Origin of the sequence: Orrella sp. JC864, from assembly GCF_037026685.1 — a bacterium.
Taxonomy (GTDB): domain Bacteria; phylum Pseudomonadota; class Gammaproteobacteria; order Burkholderiales; family Burkholderiaceae_B; genus Orrella.
Map to the genome: position 1 here is coordinate 305,275 of NZ_JBANET010000002.1, position 15,825 is coordinate 321,099.

12 protein-coding genes are annotated in these 15,825 nt (G+C 70.3%); 11 read left to right on the forward strand and 1 reads right to left on the reverse strand.

What is annotated here, in order from left to right:
- Positions 1-9 precede the first annotated feature (9 nt).
- From V8Z80_RS03175 to V8Z80_RS03205, 7 genes are read left to right on the forward strand one after another with little or no spacing between them, the layout of a single operon-like run.
- Complete coding sequence (locus V8Z80_RS03175) at positions 10-1,743, forward strand: carbamoyltransferase family protein (protein ID WP_155192550.1); 1,734 nt, start codon at positions 10-12, stop codon at positions 1,741-1,743.
- Positions 1,740-2,738 (forward strand): glycosyltransferase family 2 protein, encoded by a 999-nt coding sequence (locus tag V8Z80_RS03180; RefSeq protein ID WP_336060974.1) that lies wholly within the window; start codon positions 1,740-1,742, stop codon positions 2,736-2,738. Before V8Z80_RS03175 ends, V8Z80_RS03180 begins: the two co-directional genes overlap by 4 nt.
- Entirely contained in the window at positions 2,735-3,796 is a 1,062-nt protein-coding gene (locus V8Z80_RS03185; protein ID WP_155192546.1) for a glycosyltransferase family 9 protein, read from the forward strand. Before V8Z80_RS03180 ends, V8Z80_RS03185 begins: the two co-directional genes overlap by 4 nt.
- Positions 3,793-4,776 (forward strand): glycosyltransferase, encoded by a 984-nt coding sequence (locus tag V8Z80_RS03190; RefSeq protein WP_155192545.1) that lies wholly within the window; start codon positions 3,793-3,795, stop codon positions 4,774-4,776. Before V8Z80_RS03185 ends, V8Z80_RS03190 begins: the two co-directional genes overlap by 4 nt.
- Positions 4,773-5,831: a UDP-glucuronic acid decarboxylase family protein gene (locus V8Z80_RS03195; protein WP_336060975.1), complete on the forward strand. Its 1,059-nt coding sequence runs from the start codon at positions 4,773-4,775 to the stop codon at positions 5,829-5,831. Before V8Z80_RS03190 ends, V8Z80_RS03195 begins: the two co-directional genes overlap by 4 nt.
- Complete coding sequence (locus V8Z80_RS03200) at positions 5,818-6,537, forward strand: PIG-L family deacetylase (protein ID WP_336060976.1); 720 nt, start codon at positions 5,818-5,820, stop codon at positions 6,535-6,537. Before V8Z80_RS03195 ends, V8Z80_RS03200 begins: the two co-directional genes overlap by 14 nt.
- Positions 6,534-7,430 (forward strand): glycosyltransferase family 2 protein, encoded by an 897-nt coding sequence (locus tag V8Z80_RS03205; protein WP_336060977.1) that lies wholly within the window; start codon positions 6,534-6,536, stop codon positions 7,428-7,430. The genes V8Z80_RS03200 and V8Z80_RS03205 overlap by 4 nt, the downstream gene beginning before the upstream one ends.
- On the opposite strand, the gene V8Z80_RS03210 is transcribed toward V8Z80_RS03205, so the two are convergent.
- Positions 7,413-11,639 carry a chemotaxis protein CheB gene (locus V8Z80_RS03210; protein WP_336060978.1) on the reverse strand — a complete coding sequence of 1,409 codons (4,227 nt, stop codon included), beginning with the start codon at positions 11,637-11,639 and terminating at the stop codon, positions 7,413-7,415. The genes V8Z80_RS03205 and V8Z80_RS03210 overlap by 18 nt on opposite strands.
- A gap of 360 nt (positions 11,640-11,999) precedes the next feature.
- Between V8Z80_RS03210 and V8Z80_RS03215 the strand changes: the two genes are divergently transcribed.
- Genes V8Z80_RS03215 through V8Z80_RS03230 form a run of 4 tightly spaced genes read left to right on the forward strand, consistent with a single transcriptional unit; the run spans position 12,000 to position 15,799 of the window.
- Positions 12,000-13,085 (forward strand): ABC transporter ATP-binding protein, encoded by a 1,086-nt coding sequence (locus V8Z80_RS03215; RefSeq protein ID WP_336060979.1) that lies wholly within the window; start codon positions 12,000-12,002, stop codon positions 13,083-13,085.
- 11 nt (positions 13,086-13,096) lie between these two features.
- Complete coding sequence (locus V8Z80_RS03220; protein ID WP_336060980.1) at positions 13,097-14,128, forward strand: extracellular solute-binding protein; 1,032 nt, start codon at positions 13,097-13,099, stop codon at positions 14,126-14,128.
- A gap of 2 nt (positions 14,129-14,130) precedes the next feature.
- Positions 14,131-14,982, forward strand: coding sequence for an ABC transporter permease (locus tag V8Z80_RS03225; protein WP_336060981.1), 852 nt, complete (start codon positions 14,131-14,133; stop codon positions 14,980-14,982).
- Positions 14,975-15,799 (forward strand): ABC transporter permease, encoded by an 825-nt coding sequence (locus V8Z80_RS03230; protein WP_336060982.1) that lies wholly within the window; start codon positions 14,975-14,977, stop codon positions 15,797-15,799. The genes V8Z80_RS03225 and V8Z80_RS03230 overlap by 8 nt, the downstream gene beginning before the upstream one ends.
- The last annotated feature ends 26 nt before the right edge of the window (positions 15,800-15,825 follow it).

Genomic DNA, 15,825 nt, shown 5'->3' on the forward strand with positions numbered 1-15,825 from the left:
GGAGTCAGCATGTATACGCTAGGCATCAACGCAGCCTTCCACGATTGCGCCGCCGCCCTGGTGCGCGATGGCCAGGTGGTGGCCGCCGCCGAGGAAGAACGTTTCACCCGCATCAAGCATGGCAAGCGGCCCGTCCCGTTCACCGCCTGGCAGCTGCCCTACCATGCCATCGACTATTGCCTGGCGCAGGCCGGCATCGCGCTGCGCCAGGTCGATCACCTGGCCTATGCCTTGAACCCCGAGCTGCTGGACCGCAGCCAGCTGGTGGACGGCAAGATGATGCTGCCGCTGGAGCCTTCGGCGCAGCCGCGCGCGCATTACGAGGGCTCGCCCTGGGATCCGCTGTTTCTTTCCTATGTGATCAATGCCCCGCGCCAGCTGGCCGACGGGGTGCCGCACCACCTGAGCCGGCGCTGGGAAGGCATGACGCCGGACCGCGCCCAGGAACGCTGGATTTTCCTGGACCATCACACCGCGCACGAGGCCAGCGCCTACCTGGCCGCGCCCGAGCCGGATACGGCGGTCCTGACGCTGGACGGGCGCGGCGAGCGGGTGTGCACCAGTTTCGGCCGCTACCGGGACGGCCGCTACGAACGCTACAAGCAGATCGAGGTCCCGCATTCGCTGGGCCTGCTGTACGAGGAAGTGACGCGCTATCTGGGGTTCCTGCATTCGTCCGACGAATACAAGGTCATGGCGCTGGCTTCCTACGGCAAGCCCCGTTACGCGGACGAGTTCGCCGAGATCGTGCAATTGCAGGAAGACGGCGGCTATACCATCTCGCCGGCCCGCCTGGCCGAGCGTTTCGGCCCGCCGCGCAAGCGCGGCGCGCCCTTCGAAGCGCACCACCAGGACCTGGCCAGTTCCCTGCAGCACCGGCTCGAACAGGCGGCCCTGCACATGACCGGGTGGCTGCGCGAGCGCAGCGGCGCGCGCCATCTGGTCATGGCCGGCGGGGTGGCCCTCAATTGCGTCATGAACGCCCGCATCGCCGCGTCGTGCCAGTTCGAAAGCGTCTGGGTGCAACCGGCCGCCGGCGACGCGGGCACGGCGCTGGGCGCGGCGCTGTACGTGGACAACCAGCGCCGCGGGCAGGGCCGCAGCTGGACCATGGAGCACGCCTACCTGGGGCCCGAGTTCGGGGACGAGGAGATCGGCCGCTTCCTGGAGTCTTCCAAGATCGCGCACCGCCGCGTCGACGACGTGGCTGGCGAGGCCGCCGGGCTGTTGGCGCAGGGCAAGATCCTGGGCTGGTTCCAGGGGCGGATGGAGTTCGGCCCGCGCGCGCTGGGCGCGCGCTCGATCCTGGCATCGCCCCTGGACAGCGCCATGCAGGCGCGCCTGAACGGCCTGAAGGACCGCGAGGATTTCCGGCCGGTGGCGCCCGTGGTACTGGAGTCCAAGGCCCATGAATGGTTCGATGCGCGCGGGCGCGACAGCATCTGCGCGCCTTTCATGCTGTTCGTGTACGACGTGCTGCCGCATCGCGCCGCCAGGATCCCGGCGGTGCGCCATATCGACGGCACGGCCCGGGTGCAGACCATCCGCCGCGAGCACAACCCGCGCTACTACGACCTGCTGGCGGCCTTCGAGGCGATCACCGGCGTGCCGGTGCTGGTCAATACCTCCTTCAACACGCGCGGCGAGCCGGTGGTATGCACGCCGCGCGATGCGCTGGAGAGCTTCTGGACCTCGCCGCTCGATGCGCTGGTGATCGGCTCGTACCTGGTGGAGAAGACATGAGCCTGGCGCGGGATCCCGAGGGCGCGCCGCGGGTGTCGGTGGTGGTGCCCACCTACCGCCGCCCCGATCTGCTGGCGCGCTGCCTGCAGGCCCTGCTGCGCCAGCGCGGCGTGCTGGGCGGCTACGAGGTGCTGGTCTGCGACGATGCCGCCAGCCAGGACACGCAGGCCCAGGTCCAGGCCCTGGCGCAGGCGCGCGGCGGCCAGGCCCCATTGCGCTACATCCCGGTGCGCGCCACGCGCGGGCCGGCTGGCGCGCGCAATGCCGGCTGGCGCGCGGCGCGGGCGCCTGTCATCGCCTTTACCGACGACGATACCGAGCCGGCGCCGGACTGGCTGGCCCAGGGCCTGTTGGCGATGGCGCCGGGCGTGGACGCCGCCTGCGGACGCGTGGTCATGCCCGTGCCGGCCGTGCCCAGCGACTACGAGCGCGATGCCGCGCACCTGGCGAGCGCCGAATTCGTGACCGCCAATTGTTTCGTGCGGCGCCAGGCGCTGCTGGCCGTGGACGGATTCGACGAGCGCTACGCCCTGGCTTGGCGGGAAGATTCCGACCTGCATTTCAAGCTGCTCGAGCGCGGCATGCGCATCGTGCGCGCGCCCGAGGCCATCGTGCTGCATCCCTTTCGGCCCGTGCCTTTCGCCGCAGGGCTGCGCATGCAGAAGAAGGTGATGTACGACGTGCTGCTCTACAAGAAATTTCCGCGGCTTTACCGCGCCAAGGTCCGCGCCGGCCCGCCGTGGCGCTACCTGCTGCATACGGGCTGCCTGGTGCTGGCGCTGGCGGCGGCGCTGGCCGGCTGGTCCGCGCTGGCGCTGGGCGCGGGCGCGGCATGGCTGGCGCTGACCCTGGCCTTTTTCCTGCAGCGGCTGCGCGGCACGCGCCGCACGCCGGCCCTGGTGGCCGATCTTGCCTTGACTTCCGCCCTGATCCCGCTGCTGTCCATCGCTTGGCGCGTGGCGGGGGCGATCCGTTTCCGCAAGGGTTTGCCATGACCGCCGATACGTTTTCGCTGCCTGGCGCGCCGCGCCGCATCGTCGTTTTCCGGGCCTTGCAACTGGGCGACCTGCTGTGCTCGGTGCCGGCCTTGCGGGCCTTGCGCCGCGCCTATCCGCAAGCCCGGATCGTGCTGGCCGGCCTGCCCGGGGCGGCAGGCTTTGTCCAGCGGTTCTCGCATTACCTGGACGGCTTGCTGCCCTTTCCGGGGATAGCGGCCTTTCCGGAACAGGCCGCACGCACGCAGGCGCTGCCCGGCTTCTATCGCCAGGCCCGCGCCCAGCGCTTTGACCTGGCCCTGCAGATGCACGGCAGCGGGGCGCAATCGAACGCCGTGGTCCGGGCCATGGGCGCGCGGACCTGGGCCGGGTTCGTGCCCGAGCGCGCGCAGGCCGTGGCGGGCTTGCGCCTGCCGTGGCCGGACGAGCTGCCCGAACCGGCGCGCTATCTGGCGCTGCTGCGCGAGCTGGGCTTGCCGGCCGAAGATGCCACGCTGGAGTTTCCCTTGAGCGGCAGCGACATGCTGCAAGGGCAGCAGTTGCTCAACGAAACCGGGCTGCGTCCCGAGCGCACGGTGCTGGTGCATCCCGGCGCGCGGCTGGCCTCGCGCCGCTGGCCGGCCGAGCGTTTCGGGGCGGTGGCGCGCGCCTTGGCGCGGCAGGGCTGGCAGATCGGCGTGACCGGCACGCCGCAAGAGGCCGCATTGACCGCCTGCGTGGCGCGGCTGGCCGGGCGCGGGGCGGTGGACTTGTGCGGGCGCACCGACCTGGGCACGCTGGGCACGCTGGTGCAGCGCTGCCGCCTGCTGGTGTGCAACGATACCGGCATCTCGCACATCGCCGCGGCCACCGGCACCCCCAGCGTCGTGGTGGCCTCGGGCAGCGACGTGGCGCGCTGGGCGCCCCTGAACCGCGAACGGCACCGCGTCTGCTTCGCCGACATGCCCTGCCGGCCCTGCGCCTACGACGTGTGCCCCATCGGCCATCCCTGCGCCCTGAACGTGGGCGTGGACCAGGTACTGTCCTGCGCGGCCGGCCAGCTCAAGGAGGCGGCATGAGCCCACCTGGCCGCCCCAAGGGCGAATACCGCGGCGCGCGGCGCTTGCGCATCCTGACCTGGCACGTGCATGGCAACTACCTGTATTCGCTCACGCAGCTGCCGCACGATTTTGTGGTGCCCTACCTACCCGGGCGTGCGGGTTATGGCGCCCTGGGCGAGAAGATTCCCTGGGGCGAGAACGTGCGACAGGTGCCGGCCGACGCCTTGCGCGAGCAGGCGCTGGACTGCGTGATCTACCAGTCGCGCGGCAACCTGGAGGACGCCGCCGCCTTGCTCGATGCGCGCCAGCAGGCGCTGCCATGCGCCTATATCGAACACAACCCGCCCGAGCCGCATCCCACCGATACCGTGCATCCCTTCCGGCACGAGCGCGGCGTGCTGGTGCACGTCACCCACTACAACGCGGCCATGTGGCATGCGCCCGGCATGCCGGCGCAGGTGATCGAGCACGGGGTGCCGGCGCCGGCCGGGCCGCTGTACCGCGGCGAGCTGGCGCGCGGCATCGTGGTGGTCAACCACCTGGCCAGGCGCGGCCGGCGCGTGGGCGCCGACCTGTACCAGGCGCTTTCGCGCAGCGTGCCGCTGGACCTGATCGGCATGGACGCCCAGGCGCTGGGCGGCATCGGCGAGGTGCCGAACATGCAGGTCGGGCGCTTCATCTCGGACTACCGCTTTTTCTTCAGTCCGGTGCGCTACGCCAGCCTGGGGCTGTCGCTGGTCGAGGCCATGCTGTGCGCGGTCCCGGTGGTCGGCTTTGCGGCCACCGAGCTGCCTTGCGTGATCCAAAGCGGGCATAACGGCTATGTGGACACGAGCCCGGCGCGGCTCGAGCAGGCCATGCGCGCGCTGCTGCAGGACAGGGAGCTGGCGCGCCAATGGGGCGAGGCGGGGCGGCGGACCGCCTTGCAACGATTCTCCATGGACCGGTTCGTTGCCGACTGGCAACGGCTGCTCAATACGCTGATGGAGGCGGCATGAACGTATCTTCACCCTTTTCCTTGCGCATCCTGGTAGCCGGCGGCGCCGGCTTTCTCGGCTCGCACCTGTGCGAGCGGCTGCTGTGGGAAGGCCACGAAGTGACCTGCGTGGACAACTTCCATACCGGCAGCCTGCGCAACGTGGCCCATCTGCTCGATCACGAGCGTTTCCGGCTGCTGCGCCACGACATCACCGAGCCGCTGCAGGTGGAGGCCGACCGCATCTACAACCTGGCGTGTCCGGCCGCGCCGCCGCATTACCAGGCCGATCCGGTGCGCACCTTGCGCACCTGCCTGCTGGGCGCCATCAACCTGCTGGAGCTGGCGGCCAAACAGGACGCGCGGTTCCTGCAGGCCTCGACCAGCGAGGTCTACGGCGATCCGCTCGAGCATCCGCAGCGCGAAAGCTATTGGGGCCACGTCAACCCGGTCGGCCCGCGCGCCTGCTACGACGAGGGCAAGCGCTGCGCCGAGACGCTGGTGACCGAACATGCGCGCAAGTACGGCTTTCAGGCGCGCATCGCCCGCATCTTCAATACCTATGGGCCGCGCATGTCCAGCCAGGACGGCAGGGTGGTATCCAATTTCATCGTCCAGGCCCTGGCCGGGCAGCCGCTGACCATCTACGGCGACGGCACGCAGACGCGTTCGTTCTGCTACGTGGACGACATGATCGAAGGGCTGGTGCGGCTGATGGAGGTGCCCGGCGAGCTGCCCGGGCCGGTGAACCTGGGCAATCCCACCGAGCTGACCATGCTGGAGATCGGCGCCCTGATCCAGGAGCTGGCCGGCTCGCGCTGCGCGCTTGCCTTTCGGGACCGGCCCGCCGACGATCCGGTGCAACGCAAGCCCGATATCGGCCGCGCGCGCCAATACCTGGGATGGACCCCGGCCATCGGCGTGCGCGAAGGCCTGTCGCGCACCGTTGCCTACTTCGAGTCGCAGCGCGCCGTCCCGCGCGAGCCCGGGCCGCCCGATGCGCAGCTGGGCGTGGTGCTGGCCGCGCGCCTGCCCCACGCGCCCGAACCGGAGAGCCTGCAGTATGGCCGAGGCTGACGCCGGTGACGGGGCCTGCCCCGTGCCCGGCCGCCTGCTGGCCGTCTCGCCCCACCTGGACGACGCGGTATTTAGCTGCGGCGACCTGTTGGCGCGGGCCGGGCAGGCCTGCGTGCTGACGGTATTCGCGGGCGACGCGCCCCAGGGCGAGCTGTCCACGGACTGGGACCGGCGCTGCGGATTTTCCAGCGCGGCGCAGGCCATGGCCGCGCGCCGCGAGGAAAACCGCCAGGCGCTGGCGGCGCTGGGGGCGCACGAGATCACGCTGCCCTGGCCCGACAGCCAGTACCGCCACGAGGCGCCGGCGGGCCTGCGCGAGGCGCTGCGCTGCGCCTTGCGGTCCTGGCGGCCCGATGCGGTGCTGGTCCCGCTGGGCCTGTTTCACGAAGACCATTGGCGCGCCAGCGATGCGCTGCTGCGGATCGGCGCCGAAGGCATGCTGGCGCCCGGACGATGGTGGGCCTACGAAGAGGCGCTGTACCGCCGCAAGCCCGGCCTGGTCCAGCAGCGCCTGGCCGCCTTGCTGGCGCGCGGGGTGGCCGTCACGCCCGCGCCGCACCTGAGCTGCCCGGCGCACCCGTCCAAGCGCGCGGCGGTGGCCGCCTATGCCAGCCAGTTGGCCGCGCTGGGCCTGGGCCCGGGGCAGGGCGGCGATACGATGCTGCCCGAACGATACTGGCGGCTGGACTGGCTGCACGCGGCATGAGTGCGGCGGCGCGCATCACGCTGGTCCTGCTGACCTACAACCGGCGCCAGGAGGCGCTGCGCACCATCGCCGCCAACCTGCGCAGCGCCGGCTGCCCGCTGGTCGTGGTGGACAACGGCAGCCAGGACGGCACGGCGCAGGCGGTGCGCCAGGCCTTTCCGCAGGTCCGGCTGGTATGCCTGGAGCGCAACCTGGGGGCGGCGGGCCGCAATGCGGGCGTGCGCCAGGTGACCACGCAGTACGTCGCCTTCGCCGACGACGATACGTGCTGGGAGCCCGGCGCGCTGGCCCAGGCGGTGCGGCTGCTCGATGCCTATCCGCAGGCCGGCATCCTGAATGCGCGCGTGCTGGTGGGGCCGCAGCGCAGGCCCGATCCGGCCAATGCGCCGATGGCGGCCAGCCCCTTGCCCGGCCCGCCCGGCCTGGGGCCCGAGCTGATCGGCTACATGGCCGGCGCCTGCGTGATGCGCACCGGCTTGTTCCTGGAGGTGGGCGGCTACCATCCGCGCCTGTTCATCGGCGGCGAGGAAGCGCTGCTGGCCCTGGACGCCATGCAGCGGGGCTGGCGCATCCACTATGCGCCGGCGCTGGCCACCTGCCACCGGCCTTCGCCGCGGCGCGACTCGGCGCTGCGCCGGCGCATGCTGGCGCGCAACGCTGTCTGGACGGCATGGCTGCGGCTGCCGGCCGCGCAGGCCTGGCAAGCCACGCGGCGGCAGCTGGCCTGCGCCGGCGGGCTGGCGGCACGCATGCGGCTGGCCAGCGACGTATTGCGCGGCCTGCCCTGGCTGGTCCGGCACCGGCGGGTGCTTGACCCGGCGGTCCTGGACAAGCTGCGGCGCGTGGCCGCAGGCCCGCGGCCCAGGCGCCGGGATTCAGGCCGAGGCGGCTAGCTTCCTGGCATGCCGGGCCACCAGGTCCAGCAATTGGTCGGTGTCGATGGGCTTGACCAGGTGCACGTCGAAGCCGGCCTGGCGCGAGCGCTGCCGGTCTTCCTCCTGGCCCCAGCCCGTGGCGGCGATCAGGAAGATGCCCGCTCCCCAGGGCGCGGCGCGCACCGCGCGGGCCACCTCATAGCCATCGCGCCGCGGCAGCCCGATGTCCAGCAGCATGACGTCCGGCGGTTGCGCCTGCGCCAGCGCCAGGGCCTGGTCGCCGTCGGTCGCCACGCGGGTGCGGTGGCCGGCCAGTGTCAGGAATTCGCTCATCAGCCACGCAACGTCCTCGTTGTCGTCCGTCACCAGCACGTCCAGGCCCGCCGCGGCCGCTACACGCGGCCCGGCGGCGGCCTGCGCCAAGGGTTCGCCTGGCGCCTCGTCCAGGGGGATGCAGACGGTGAAGCGGCTGCCCTGGCCGGCGCCCTTGCTCTCGCCGCGGACCTGCCCGCCATGCAGCGTGACGATGGCCCGCACCAGCGCCAGGCCGATCCCCATGCCTTGCAAGTCCTGGGTGCTGGTGGGCGCCTGCTTGAACATCTGGAACATCGATTCGACCTGGTCAGGCTCCATGCCGATGCCGCTGTCCTGTACGACGAAGCAGTATTCCTGCGCCGCGCGCCGCGTCGACAAGGTGATGCGGCCCGGCTCGGGCGTGTACTTGACGGCATTGCCCAGCAGGTTGGACAGCACCTGGCTCAATCGGACCGGATCGGCATGCAGCAGGGTATCGGCGTCGCCGATCTCCAGGGACAGCGTGTGGCCGGCCGCCTCGGCCAGCGGCCTGACCGTTTCCACCGCGCTGTCCACGATCTCGCCGGCCCGGACCGCCCGGCGCTTGACCGACAGCTTGCCCAGCCGAAGCCGGGACATGTCCAGCAGGTCGTCCAGCAGCACCTTCATGGTGCGCGACTGGCGCTGCACGATGCTGATCAGCTGCGTGTAGCGGGGGTCCTGGGTGGCCCCGTCCTTGAGCATGTCGCCGGCGCTGTGCAGCGCGGCCAGCGGATTGCGCAGCTCGTGCGACAGTATGGCCAGGAACTGCTCCTTGCCGGCGTCGGACTGCTCCAGCGCCGCCAGCGCGCTTTCCTTTTCCTGCAGGGCCCGTAGCAGCTTGGCCTGGCCCTGGCGCAGCTGTTCCTCGCTGGCGCGCAGGGCATCCTCGGCCAGCTTGCGTTCGGTGACGTCGCTGGCCACGATGAGCACCGAGTCGGGCCTGCCCGCCGCATCGGCCAGCACGTTCACGCTGTTGTGCAGCCAGATGATGCCGCCGTCCTGGCGCACGCAGCGCTTCTCGACCTGGAAGGACACGCCGTCCTCGACCAGGCGCTTGATCTGCTCGATGCTTTGCTTGCGGTCTTCGGGGTGCACGTGATCGAGCAGGGACGAGCCGATCAGCTGCGCTCCGGTGGCGCCCAGCATGCTCTGGTAGCAGCGGTTGGCAAAGGTGATCACGCCCTGCAGCGTGGTCTGCACCACGCCCACGGTCGCTTCGGTCACGATGGCCGCATAGCGCGCCTCGGACGCACGCAGCAGCTCCTGGTCGTTCTTGCGCTCGGTGATGTCGACAAAGGCGATCACCACGCCGGCGATGCGGTCCTCCAGCGTCCGATAGGGCCGCACCCGCACCATGAGCCAGCGGCCGCCGGCCTGCCCGACCTCGCGTTCGATCGGCACCAGCGTCTCCAGCACCTGCCGGGCGTCGTGCTCGAGCCCGGGATAGTCGATGCGCGTCTTCAGGTCGGAAAGCGGACGGCCCACGTCGGTGGGGATCAGGGTGAACAGCTCCACCGCCGAGGGGGTATAGCGCGTGATGCACAGCTCCCGGTCCAGGAACACCGTGGCGATGGCCGTGGCGTCCATCAGGTTCAGCATGTCGCTGTTGGCGCTGCTGAGCTGGTCCACCTTGCTCTTGAGCTCCTGGTTGACCGTGGTCAGCTCCTCGTTGATCGATTGCAGTTCTTCGCGGCTGGTCTCGAGTTCCTCGGTGGCCGAACGCAATTCCTCGTTCATGGCCTGCAGCTCTTCGTTGCTGGCCTTGAGCTCCTCGGTGGAGGCCTCGTACTGCTCCACGGTCTCGCGCAGGTGGAACTTGAGCCGCTCCAGTTCCTGCTCCAGCTGCTGGGCGGGGGCGTCGCCGTCGGCGGCCGCCGCAGGCACGGCCTGGGCCGGCTCGGCCGGGCGCGGCAGCAGGAACACCACCAGCAGGCCGGGCGCCAGCTCGCCGGCCGGCGCCACCCGCAGCGCCACGCGCAGCGGCTCCCCGCCGGCCTGCAGCGCCAGCGGCGCGATCTCCACCGGCGCGCCGGACTGGCCGGCGCGGTACAGCGCCGCCCGCAGCTCGATGCGCAGCGACGGGTGGATCAGGCGCAGCAGGTTGCGGGTGGGTTCGCCGCCGGCGTGAACCAGGAAGCGGCCGGCCGAGTGCGAGGAGTGGACGATGTCGTAATCGGCATCGACCAGCACCGAAGGCGGGGCCAGCAGGTCGATCAGCTTCAGGTGCATTTCGGCCCACGAGCCCGCCCGGCCCTCCAGCGCCAGCGCAGGATGCATGGGCGCCTGCAGGGCGAAGGCGCTGCCGGGGATGACAGGCGTGGCGGCGGCGTGGCGCGCGCGGGCGCGCGCGGCCCAGACTGCCTGGTCGGGCTGCAGCAGCCCGGCACGCGGGCGCGAACGCTGGACGTACAGCCGGTGCTTCTTGTCCAGCAAGGCGAACTGGGGGCTGCCTTCGTCGATGGACTCGGCCGCGCCCAGGAACAATATGCCTTGGGGATTCATCGCGAAGTGGAAGGTGTCCAGCACCCTGGCCTGGGCGGTCTTGGTCAGGTAGATGAGCAGGTTGCGGCAGGTCAGCAGGTCGATGCGCGAGAACGGCGAATCCTTGAGCACGTCATGGACCGCGAACAGCACCGATTCGCGCAGCTCGCGGCGGATCCGGTAGCCCTGTTGCTCCTTGATGAAGAAGCGGCGCAGGCGCTCGTCGCTGACGTCGGCCTGGATGGTGTGCGGGTAGACGCCTTCGCGGGCCGCACGGATGGCGTCCTCGTGCAGATCGGTGGCAAACACCTGTATCTGCGGCGGCGCATCCAGGGTGCGCGCATGTTCGGTCAGCAGCATCGCGATGCCGTAGGCCTCTTCGCCGGTGGCGCAGGCGGCCACCCAGACCCGTACCACGTCGGCCGGGCCCTTGCCGGCGAACAGCTCCGGGATGCGCTGCTCCAGGGCGGCGAAGCATTCCGGGTCGCGGAAGAAGTTGGTCACGCTGATCAGCAGGTCCTGCAGCAGCGCGCCGGCTTCGCCGGCCCGGGTGCGCAGGACGGACAGGTAGCCGGCCAGGTCGTCCACGCCGTTGACCTGCATGCGCCGGCCGATCCTGCGCAAGATGGTGGCCCGCTTGTAGTTGGTGAAGTTGCGGCCGGTGCGGCTGCGCAGAAAGACCAGGATTTCCTCCAGCGCGGCTTCCTGGTCCTGGCCGTTGCGGCCCTCGGCCAGCGGCGCCTGTTCGGCGGGCAGGCGCACGCGCGCCTCCATGCGCTGGTATTCGAAGACCCGCTGGGCCATCTGCTCGACCGGCAGCACCCAGTCGACCATGCCTGTTTCGATCGCCGAGCGGGGCATGCCGTCGACCTGGGCCTGGTCCGGGTCCTGCACGATGGTCAGGCCGCCGCGTTCCTTGATGCGCTTGATGCCGATCGAGCCGTCGCCGTCGGCTCCCGAGAGCACGATGGCCGTGGCATGCGGGCCGTGCGCGTCGGCCAGCGTGCGAAAGAACATGTCCACCGCGATGTGGCGCGGACGGCCCGGCGGCAGTTCCTCGACCGAGATGAATCCGTCCATGGTACGGATGAGCTTGCGCGGCGCGATCACGTACACGGTGTCCGGTTCGAGGCGCTCGGCCTGCGTGACCTGCACCACCCGCATCGGGGTGGCCTGCTGCAGCAGCTGGTCCAGGCTGCTTTCATGATCGGGCGACAGATGCACCACCACCACGAAGGCCACGCCGGGCGAGGGCGGTACGGTCTGCAGGAAGCTGCGCAGCGCGGGCAGGGAACCGGCCGAGCCGCCCAGGCCCACCACGCGTAGCGTTTGGTAACCGAAGCTGGGCACCATGTCGTCCAGTTCGTGGGTTTCGCTGGCGTCGTTCGGGGGCAGGGCGGCAGAGGGCATCGGTTCGTCAGCAGGAAAAAAGGAAAAACGGCCTGTCGCGCCGGACGCGCCAGCGCATTTGTCCCCAAACTAAAGGGTGACGCGCTGGCTGTGCATGGCCCGGCCGGCTTTATTTGGTATCGATTTGTGTCGCTGTTTGGCAAGGACGTGCGTCGCCGGCAGCTTTTGTATCACGACGCAACGCCGGCTGGCGCGCCCGGCCTTTGCACCAGCACGAGCCGTCCTGCACCATCGCCGCGCCTTGCGGGGTATGCCACGTGTCGGTCCCCCGGGGCCGCCGACGATGGCACGGTTGTTGCTTCAGGCAGGCGTATCCCGGCCCCATTGCGCCGGATCCCTGAAGGAACGCCGCCGGCAACGATGAACAAGCACACGCTGGACATTGAATCCGTGACCCACCGCTATGGCAGCTTCGTGGCCGTGGACGACGTGGACATCTCCATCGACGGGGGCGAGATCCTTGCCTTGCTGGGGCCCTCGGGCTGCGGCAAGACCACGCTGCTGCGCATCGTGGCCGGCTTCGTGCGGCAGACGCAGGGCCGCGTGCGGGTCGACGGCCGGGCCATCGACGACCTGCAGCCCAACCGCCGCGACATCGGCATCGTGTTCCAGAACTATGCGCTGTTCCCGCACATGACGGTGGCGCAGAACGTCGGATACGGTCTGGTGGCGCGCGGGCGATCGCGCGCGCAAGTGGCGCAGCGGGTCGGGCAGTGCCTGGAGATCGTGCAGCTGCCGCACCTGGCCGGGCGTTATCCCAGGCAGCTGTCCGGCGGGCAGCAGCAGCGCGTGGCGCTGGCGCGCGCCATCGCCACCGAGCCGCGCATCCTGCTGCTGGACGAGCCTTTCAGCGCGCTGGACAAGAACCTGCGCCTGGACATGCAGATCGAGATCAAGCGCCTGCAGCGCCAGCTGGGGCTGACGGCCATCCTGGTCACGCACGACCAGGAGGAGGCCATGAGCGTGGCCGACCGCATCGCCGTGATGCATCGCGGGCGCGTCGAGCAGCTGGGCACGCCGGTCGAGGTCTATGACCGGCCCCGCACCCTGTTCGTCAACAGCTTCATCGGCACCACCAACCTGCTGGCCGGCCTGGTCGCCGGGCGCGAGGCCGCCGGCCTGCGCGTGGACCTGGATGCCGGGGCAAGCATCGTCGTGCCGCACGAGCAGGCGCTGCCCGCCGGCCAGCGCGTGACCGTATCCCTGCGGCCCGAGCACCTGGCGCTGGCGGCCGAGCAGGGCGCCGGCCGCTGGCCGGTGCAAGTCGGCCTGAGCCTGCCGCTGGGGCCGACGGTGGTGCACCAGGTGACCACGCGCGACCGGCAGGCCCTGAAGGTGATCGCCGCGCGCCACGGGGCCGTGCGCGTGCCCGCCGGGCAGGCCTGGTGCGGCCTGCGGCCCGAGGCGCGTCCCTGCCTGTTTCCCGCCACGACTCCCGCCAACTGAAAGGAAAGCACATGACGCACGATCCTCTACGCCGCCGGCTGCTGGCCGGCACCGCCGCCCTGGGCGGCCTGGCCCTGCTGCCGCGCCTGGCCCATGCACAAGGCACGGTCACCAGCGCGATCTATCCGGGCTCCTGGGAGGAGGCCTACCGCTCCATCGTTGCGCCGGCCCTGAAGCAGGCGCACGGCGTGGACCTGCAGATGCAGCCGCTGTACGCCGTGGACCAGATCGCCAAGGCCCGCGCCGCGCGCGGCAACCCCTTCTTCGACACTTTCCTGCTCGATCCGGGCCCGCGCGTGACGGCCATCGAGGCGGGCCTGTTCGAGAAGTTCGATCCCTCGCGCCTGTCCAACGCATCCAAGCTGCAGCCCGGCATGGCCGACGAGCACGGCGTGACGGTGGCCGCGCAGTTCGTGGGCATTGCCTACAACCCCAAGAAGTTCGACAAGCCGCCTGCCGATTGGCCGGACCTGTTCGCCGAGCCCTACGTGTCGCGCCTGGGCCTGACCGGCTTTCAGACCACCTTCGGCACGGTCTCGATCCTGGAGATGTCCAGGGCCTTCGGCGGCCAGGGCACCGACGTCGAGCCCTTCTTCGCCGAGCTGAAGAAGGCCTTGCCCAGGATCGCGGCCATCGGCGCGCCGGCCTCGATGCCCAGCCTGTTCCAGCAGGGCCAGTGCGACATCATGTACACCAACACCCAGACCGTGGGCACCCTCAAGGGCCGCGGCGTGGATATCGAATTCGTGCGCCCGGCCAGCGGCGTCATCACCTTCTTTACCACCCTGCATATCGCCAGGGGTGCTGAGCAGGCGGACAACGCCTATCGCTACATCGACACGGTGCTCTCGGCGCCGGTGCAGGAGCAGTTGATGAAGGCGCCGTATTTCATGGCGCCGGTGGCCTCGGACGTGCCGCTGGACGATACCCTGCCGCTGTCCGAGCTGTCGGAGATGGCCTCGATGGTGCAGCACGACTGGGCGCAGATCAACCCGCTGCGCGCAGGATGGATCGAGCGCTTCAACCGCGAAGTGGCGCGTTGAGCGTGGCCGCCGTCTCCGACCGGGCCGGCGGCTGGCCGCTGGCGCTGCCGCTGACGCTGGCCTTCATGGCCTTCTTCGCGGCGCCGCTGCTGATGCTCCTGGCCACCAGCGCCTATGACGACGATATGCTGACCCGGCCGGGCCTGGACAACTGGCGCAAGTTCGCTGGCGATCCCTTCTACTGGAAGGTCACGCTCGATACGCTCAGGCTGGGCGCCTTGACGGTGTGCGCCACGCTGCTGGTCGGCTATCCGCTGGCGGTGGCCTATATGCAGGCCGGCGAACGCTGGCGCCGCATCATGCTGTTCGTCATCGTCATGCCTGTGCTGCTCTCGGTGGTGGTGCGCACCTTTGCCTGGATCGTCATCCTGGGCAACGAGGGCGTCATCAACCAGGCGGTGATGGCACTGGGCCTGAGCCCGGTGCCGCTGCGCCTGCTGCAGACCGAACTGGGGCTGGTGCTGTCGCTGACCCAGATAGAAATGCCGATGATGCTGCTGCCCCTGATCGGCGTGATGGCGCGCATCGACCGCAATCTCATCGACGCCTCGGTGGCGCTGGGCGCCTCGCGCTGGCGCACGCTGTTCAAGGTCATCCTGCCGCTGTCGCTGCCGGGGCTGGTGGCCGGCTGCACGCTGGTGTTCGCCAGCTCGACCACGGCCTTCATCTCCCAGTCCGTCATCGGGGGCAACCGCCTGGTGTACCTGCCTCTGGTGATCTGGCAGCAATCGCTGGTGGTCTACAACTGGCCGCTGGCGGCGGTGGCCAGCGTGGTGCTGCTGGCCTCGGTGATGCTGTGCATCCTGCTGATCGCGGCGCTGGGCCGGCGCGGCATGAGGTACCTGCATGTCTAGAAGAAGCTCCGTCTCGGACCTGAGCTACCACCTGGCGATGAACGGCGTGGCGGCGCTGGCCTTGCTGATCCTGATCGGGCCGGTCGTGGTGGTGCTGCTTACCTCGCTGACCGACAGCCAGACGCTGCGTTTCCCGCCGCCAGGGCTGTCGCTGGACTGGTATCGCCGGCTGTTCGACCCGGCCGTCTCCGGGCCCATCCACCGCGCCGCGGCCAACAGCCTGACGGTGGCGGCCTGGTCGGCCTGTGCGGCCGCGGCCTTGGGCGGCATGGCTGCGCTGGCGCTGGCGCGCTCGGCCAGCCGCAAGGCCCGCGCGCTCGATGCCTTCTTCATGTCGCCGCTGATCCTGCCAGGCATTGCCTTCGGATTGGCCGCGCTGGTGTTCTTCAGCTGGCTGGGCCTGCGTCCTTCGCTGATGCTCATGACCATCGGCCACGCGGTGATGATCGTGCCCTTCGTGCTGCGCACCACCAGCGCGAGCCTGCTCCAGCTCGACGCCAGCCTGCTCGAATGCTCGGCCAGCCTGGGGGCGGGGCGCCTGCATACGTTCCGGCGCATCACGCTGCCTATCGTGTTCCCGGGCCTGGCGGCCGGCACCTTCATGGCCTTCATGGCCTCGATCGACAATGTGCCGATCTCGCTGTTCCTGTCCAGCCCGCGCAGCGACATGCTGCCCATCCGCATGTGGGGCATGATGGAATCCACCCTGGACGTCCGGGTGGCGGCGGTCTCGGGCGTGCTGATCGTCGGCGTGCTGCTGCTGATGCTGCTGATGGAGCGCCTGACCGGCCTGACGCGCCGGCTGCAGGGCCATTGACCCGTCCGGCCCGCGCCCTGGCGCGC

Coding starts and splice junctions, on each gene's coding strand:
- V8Z80_RS03185 (WP_155192546.1), top strand. CDS start 2,735: ATGACCGCCGATACGTTTTCGCTGCCTGGCGCGCCGCGCCGCATCGTC.
- V8Z80_RS03230 (WP_336060982.1), top strand. CDS start 14,975: ATGTCTAGAAGAAGCTCCGTCTCGGACCTGAGCTACCACCTGGCGATG.
- V8Z80_RS03190 (WP_155192545.1), top strand. CDS start 3,793: ATGAGCCCACCTGGCCGCCCCAAGGGCGAATACCGCGGCGCGCGGCGC.
- V8Z80_RS03210 (WP_336060978.1), bottom strand. CDS start 11,639: ATGCCCTCTGCCGCCCTGCCCCCGAACGACGCCAGCGAAACCCACGAA.
- V8Z80_RS03220 (WP_336060980.1), top strand. CDS start 13,097: ATGACGCACGATCCTCTACGCCGCCGGCTGCTGGCCGGCACCGCCGCC.
- V8Z80_RS03195 (WP_336060975.1), top strand. CDS start 4,773: ATGAACGTATCTTCACCCTTTTCCTTGCGCATCCTGGTAGCCGGCGGC.
- V8Z80_RS03180 (WP_336060974.1), top strand. CDS start 1,740: ATGAGCCTGGCGCGGGATCCCGAGGGCGCGCCGCGGGTGTCGGTGGTG.
- V8Z80_RS03205 (WP_336060977.1), top strand. CDS start 6,534: ATGAGTGCGGCGGCGCGCATCACGCTGGTCCTGCTGACCTACAACCGG.
- V8Z80_RS03175 (WP_155192550.1), top strand. CDS start 10: ATGTATACGCTAGGCATCAACGCAGCCTTCCACGATTGCGCCGCCGCC.
- V8Z80_RS03215 (WP_336060979.1), top strand. CDS start 12,000: ATGAACAAGCACACGCTGGACATTGAATCCGTGACCCACCGCTATGGC.
- V8Z80_RS03200 (WP_336060976.1), top strand. CDS start 5,818: ATGGCCGAGGCTGACGCCGGTGACGGGGCCTGCCCCGTGCCCGGCCGC.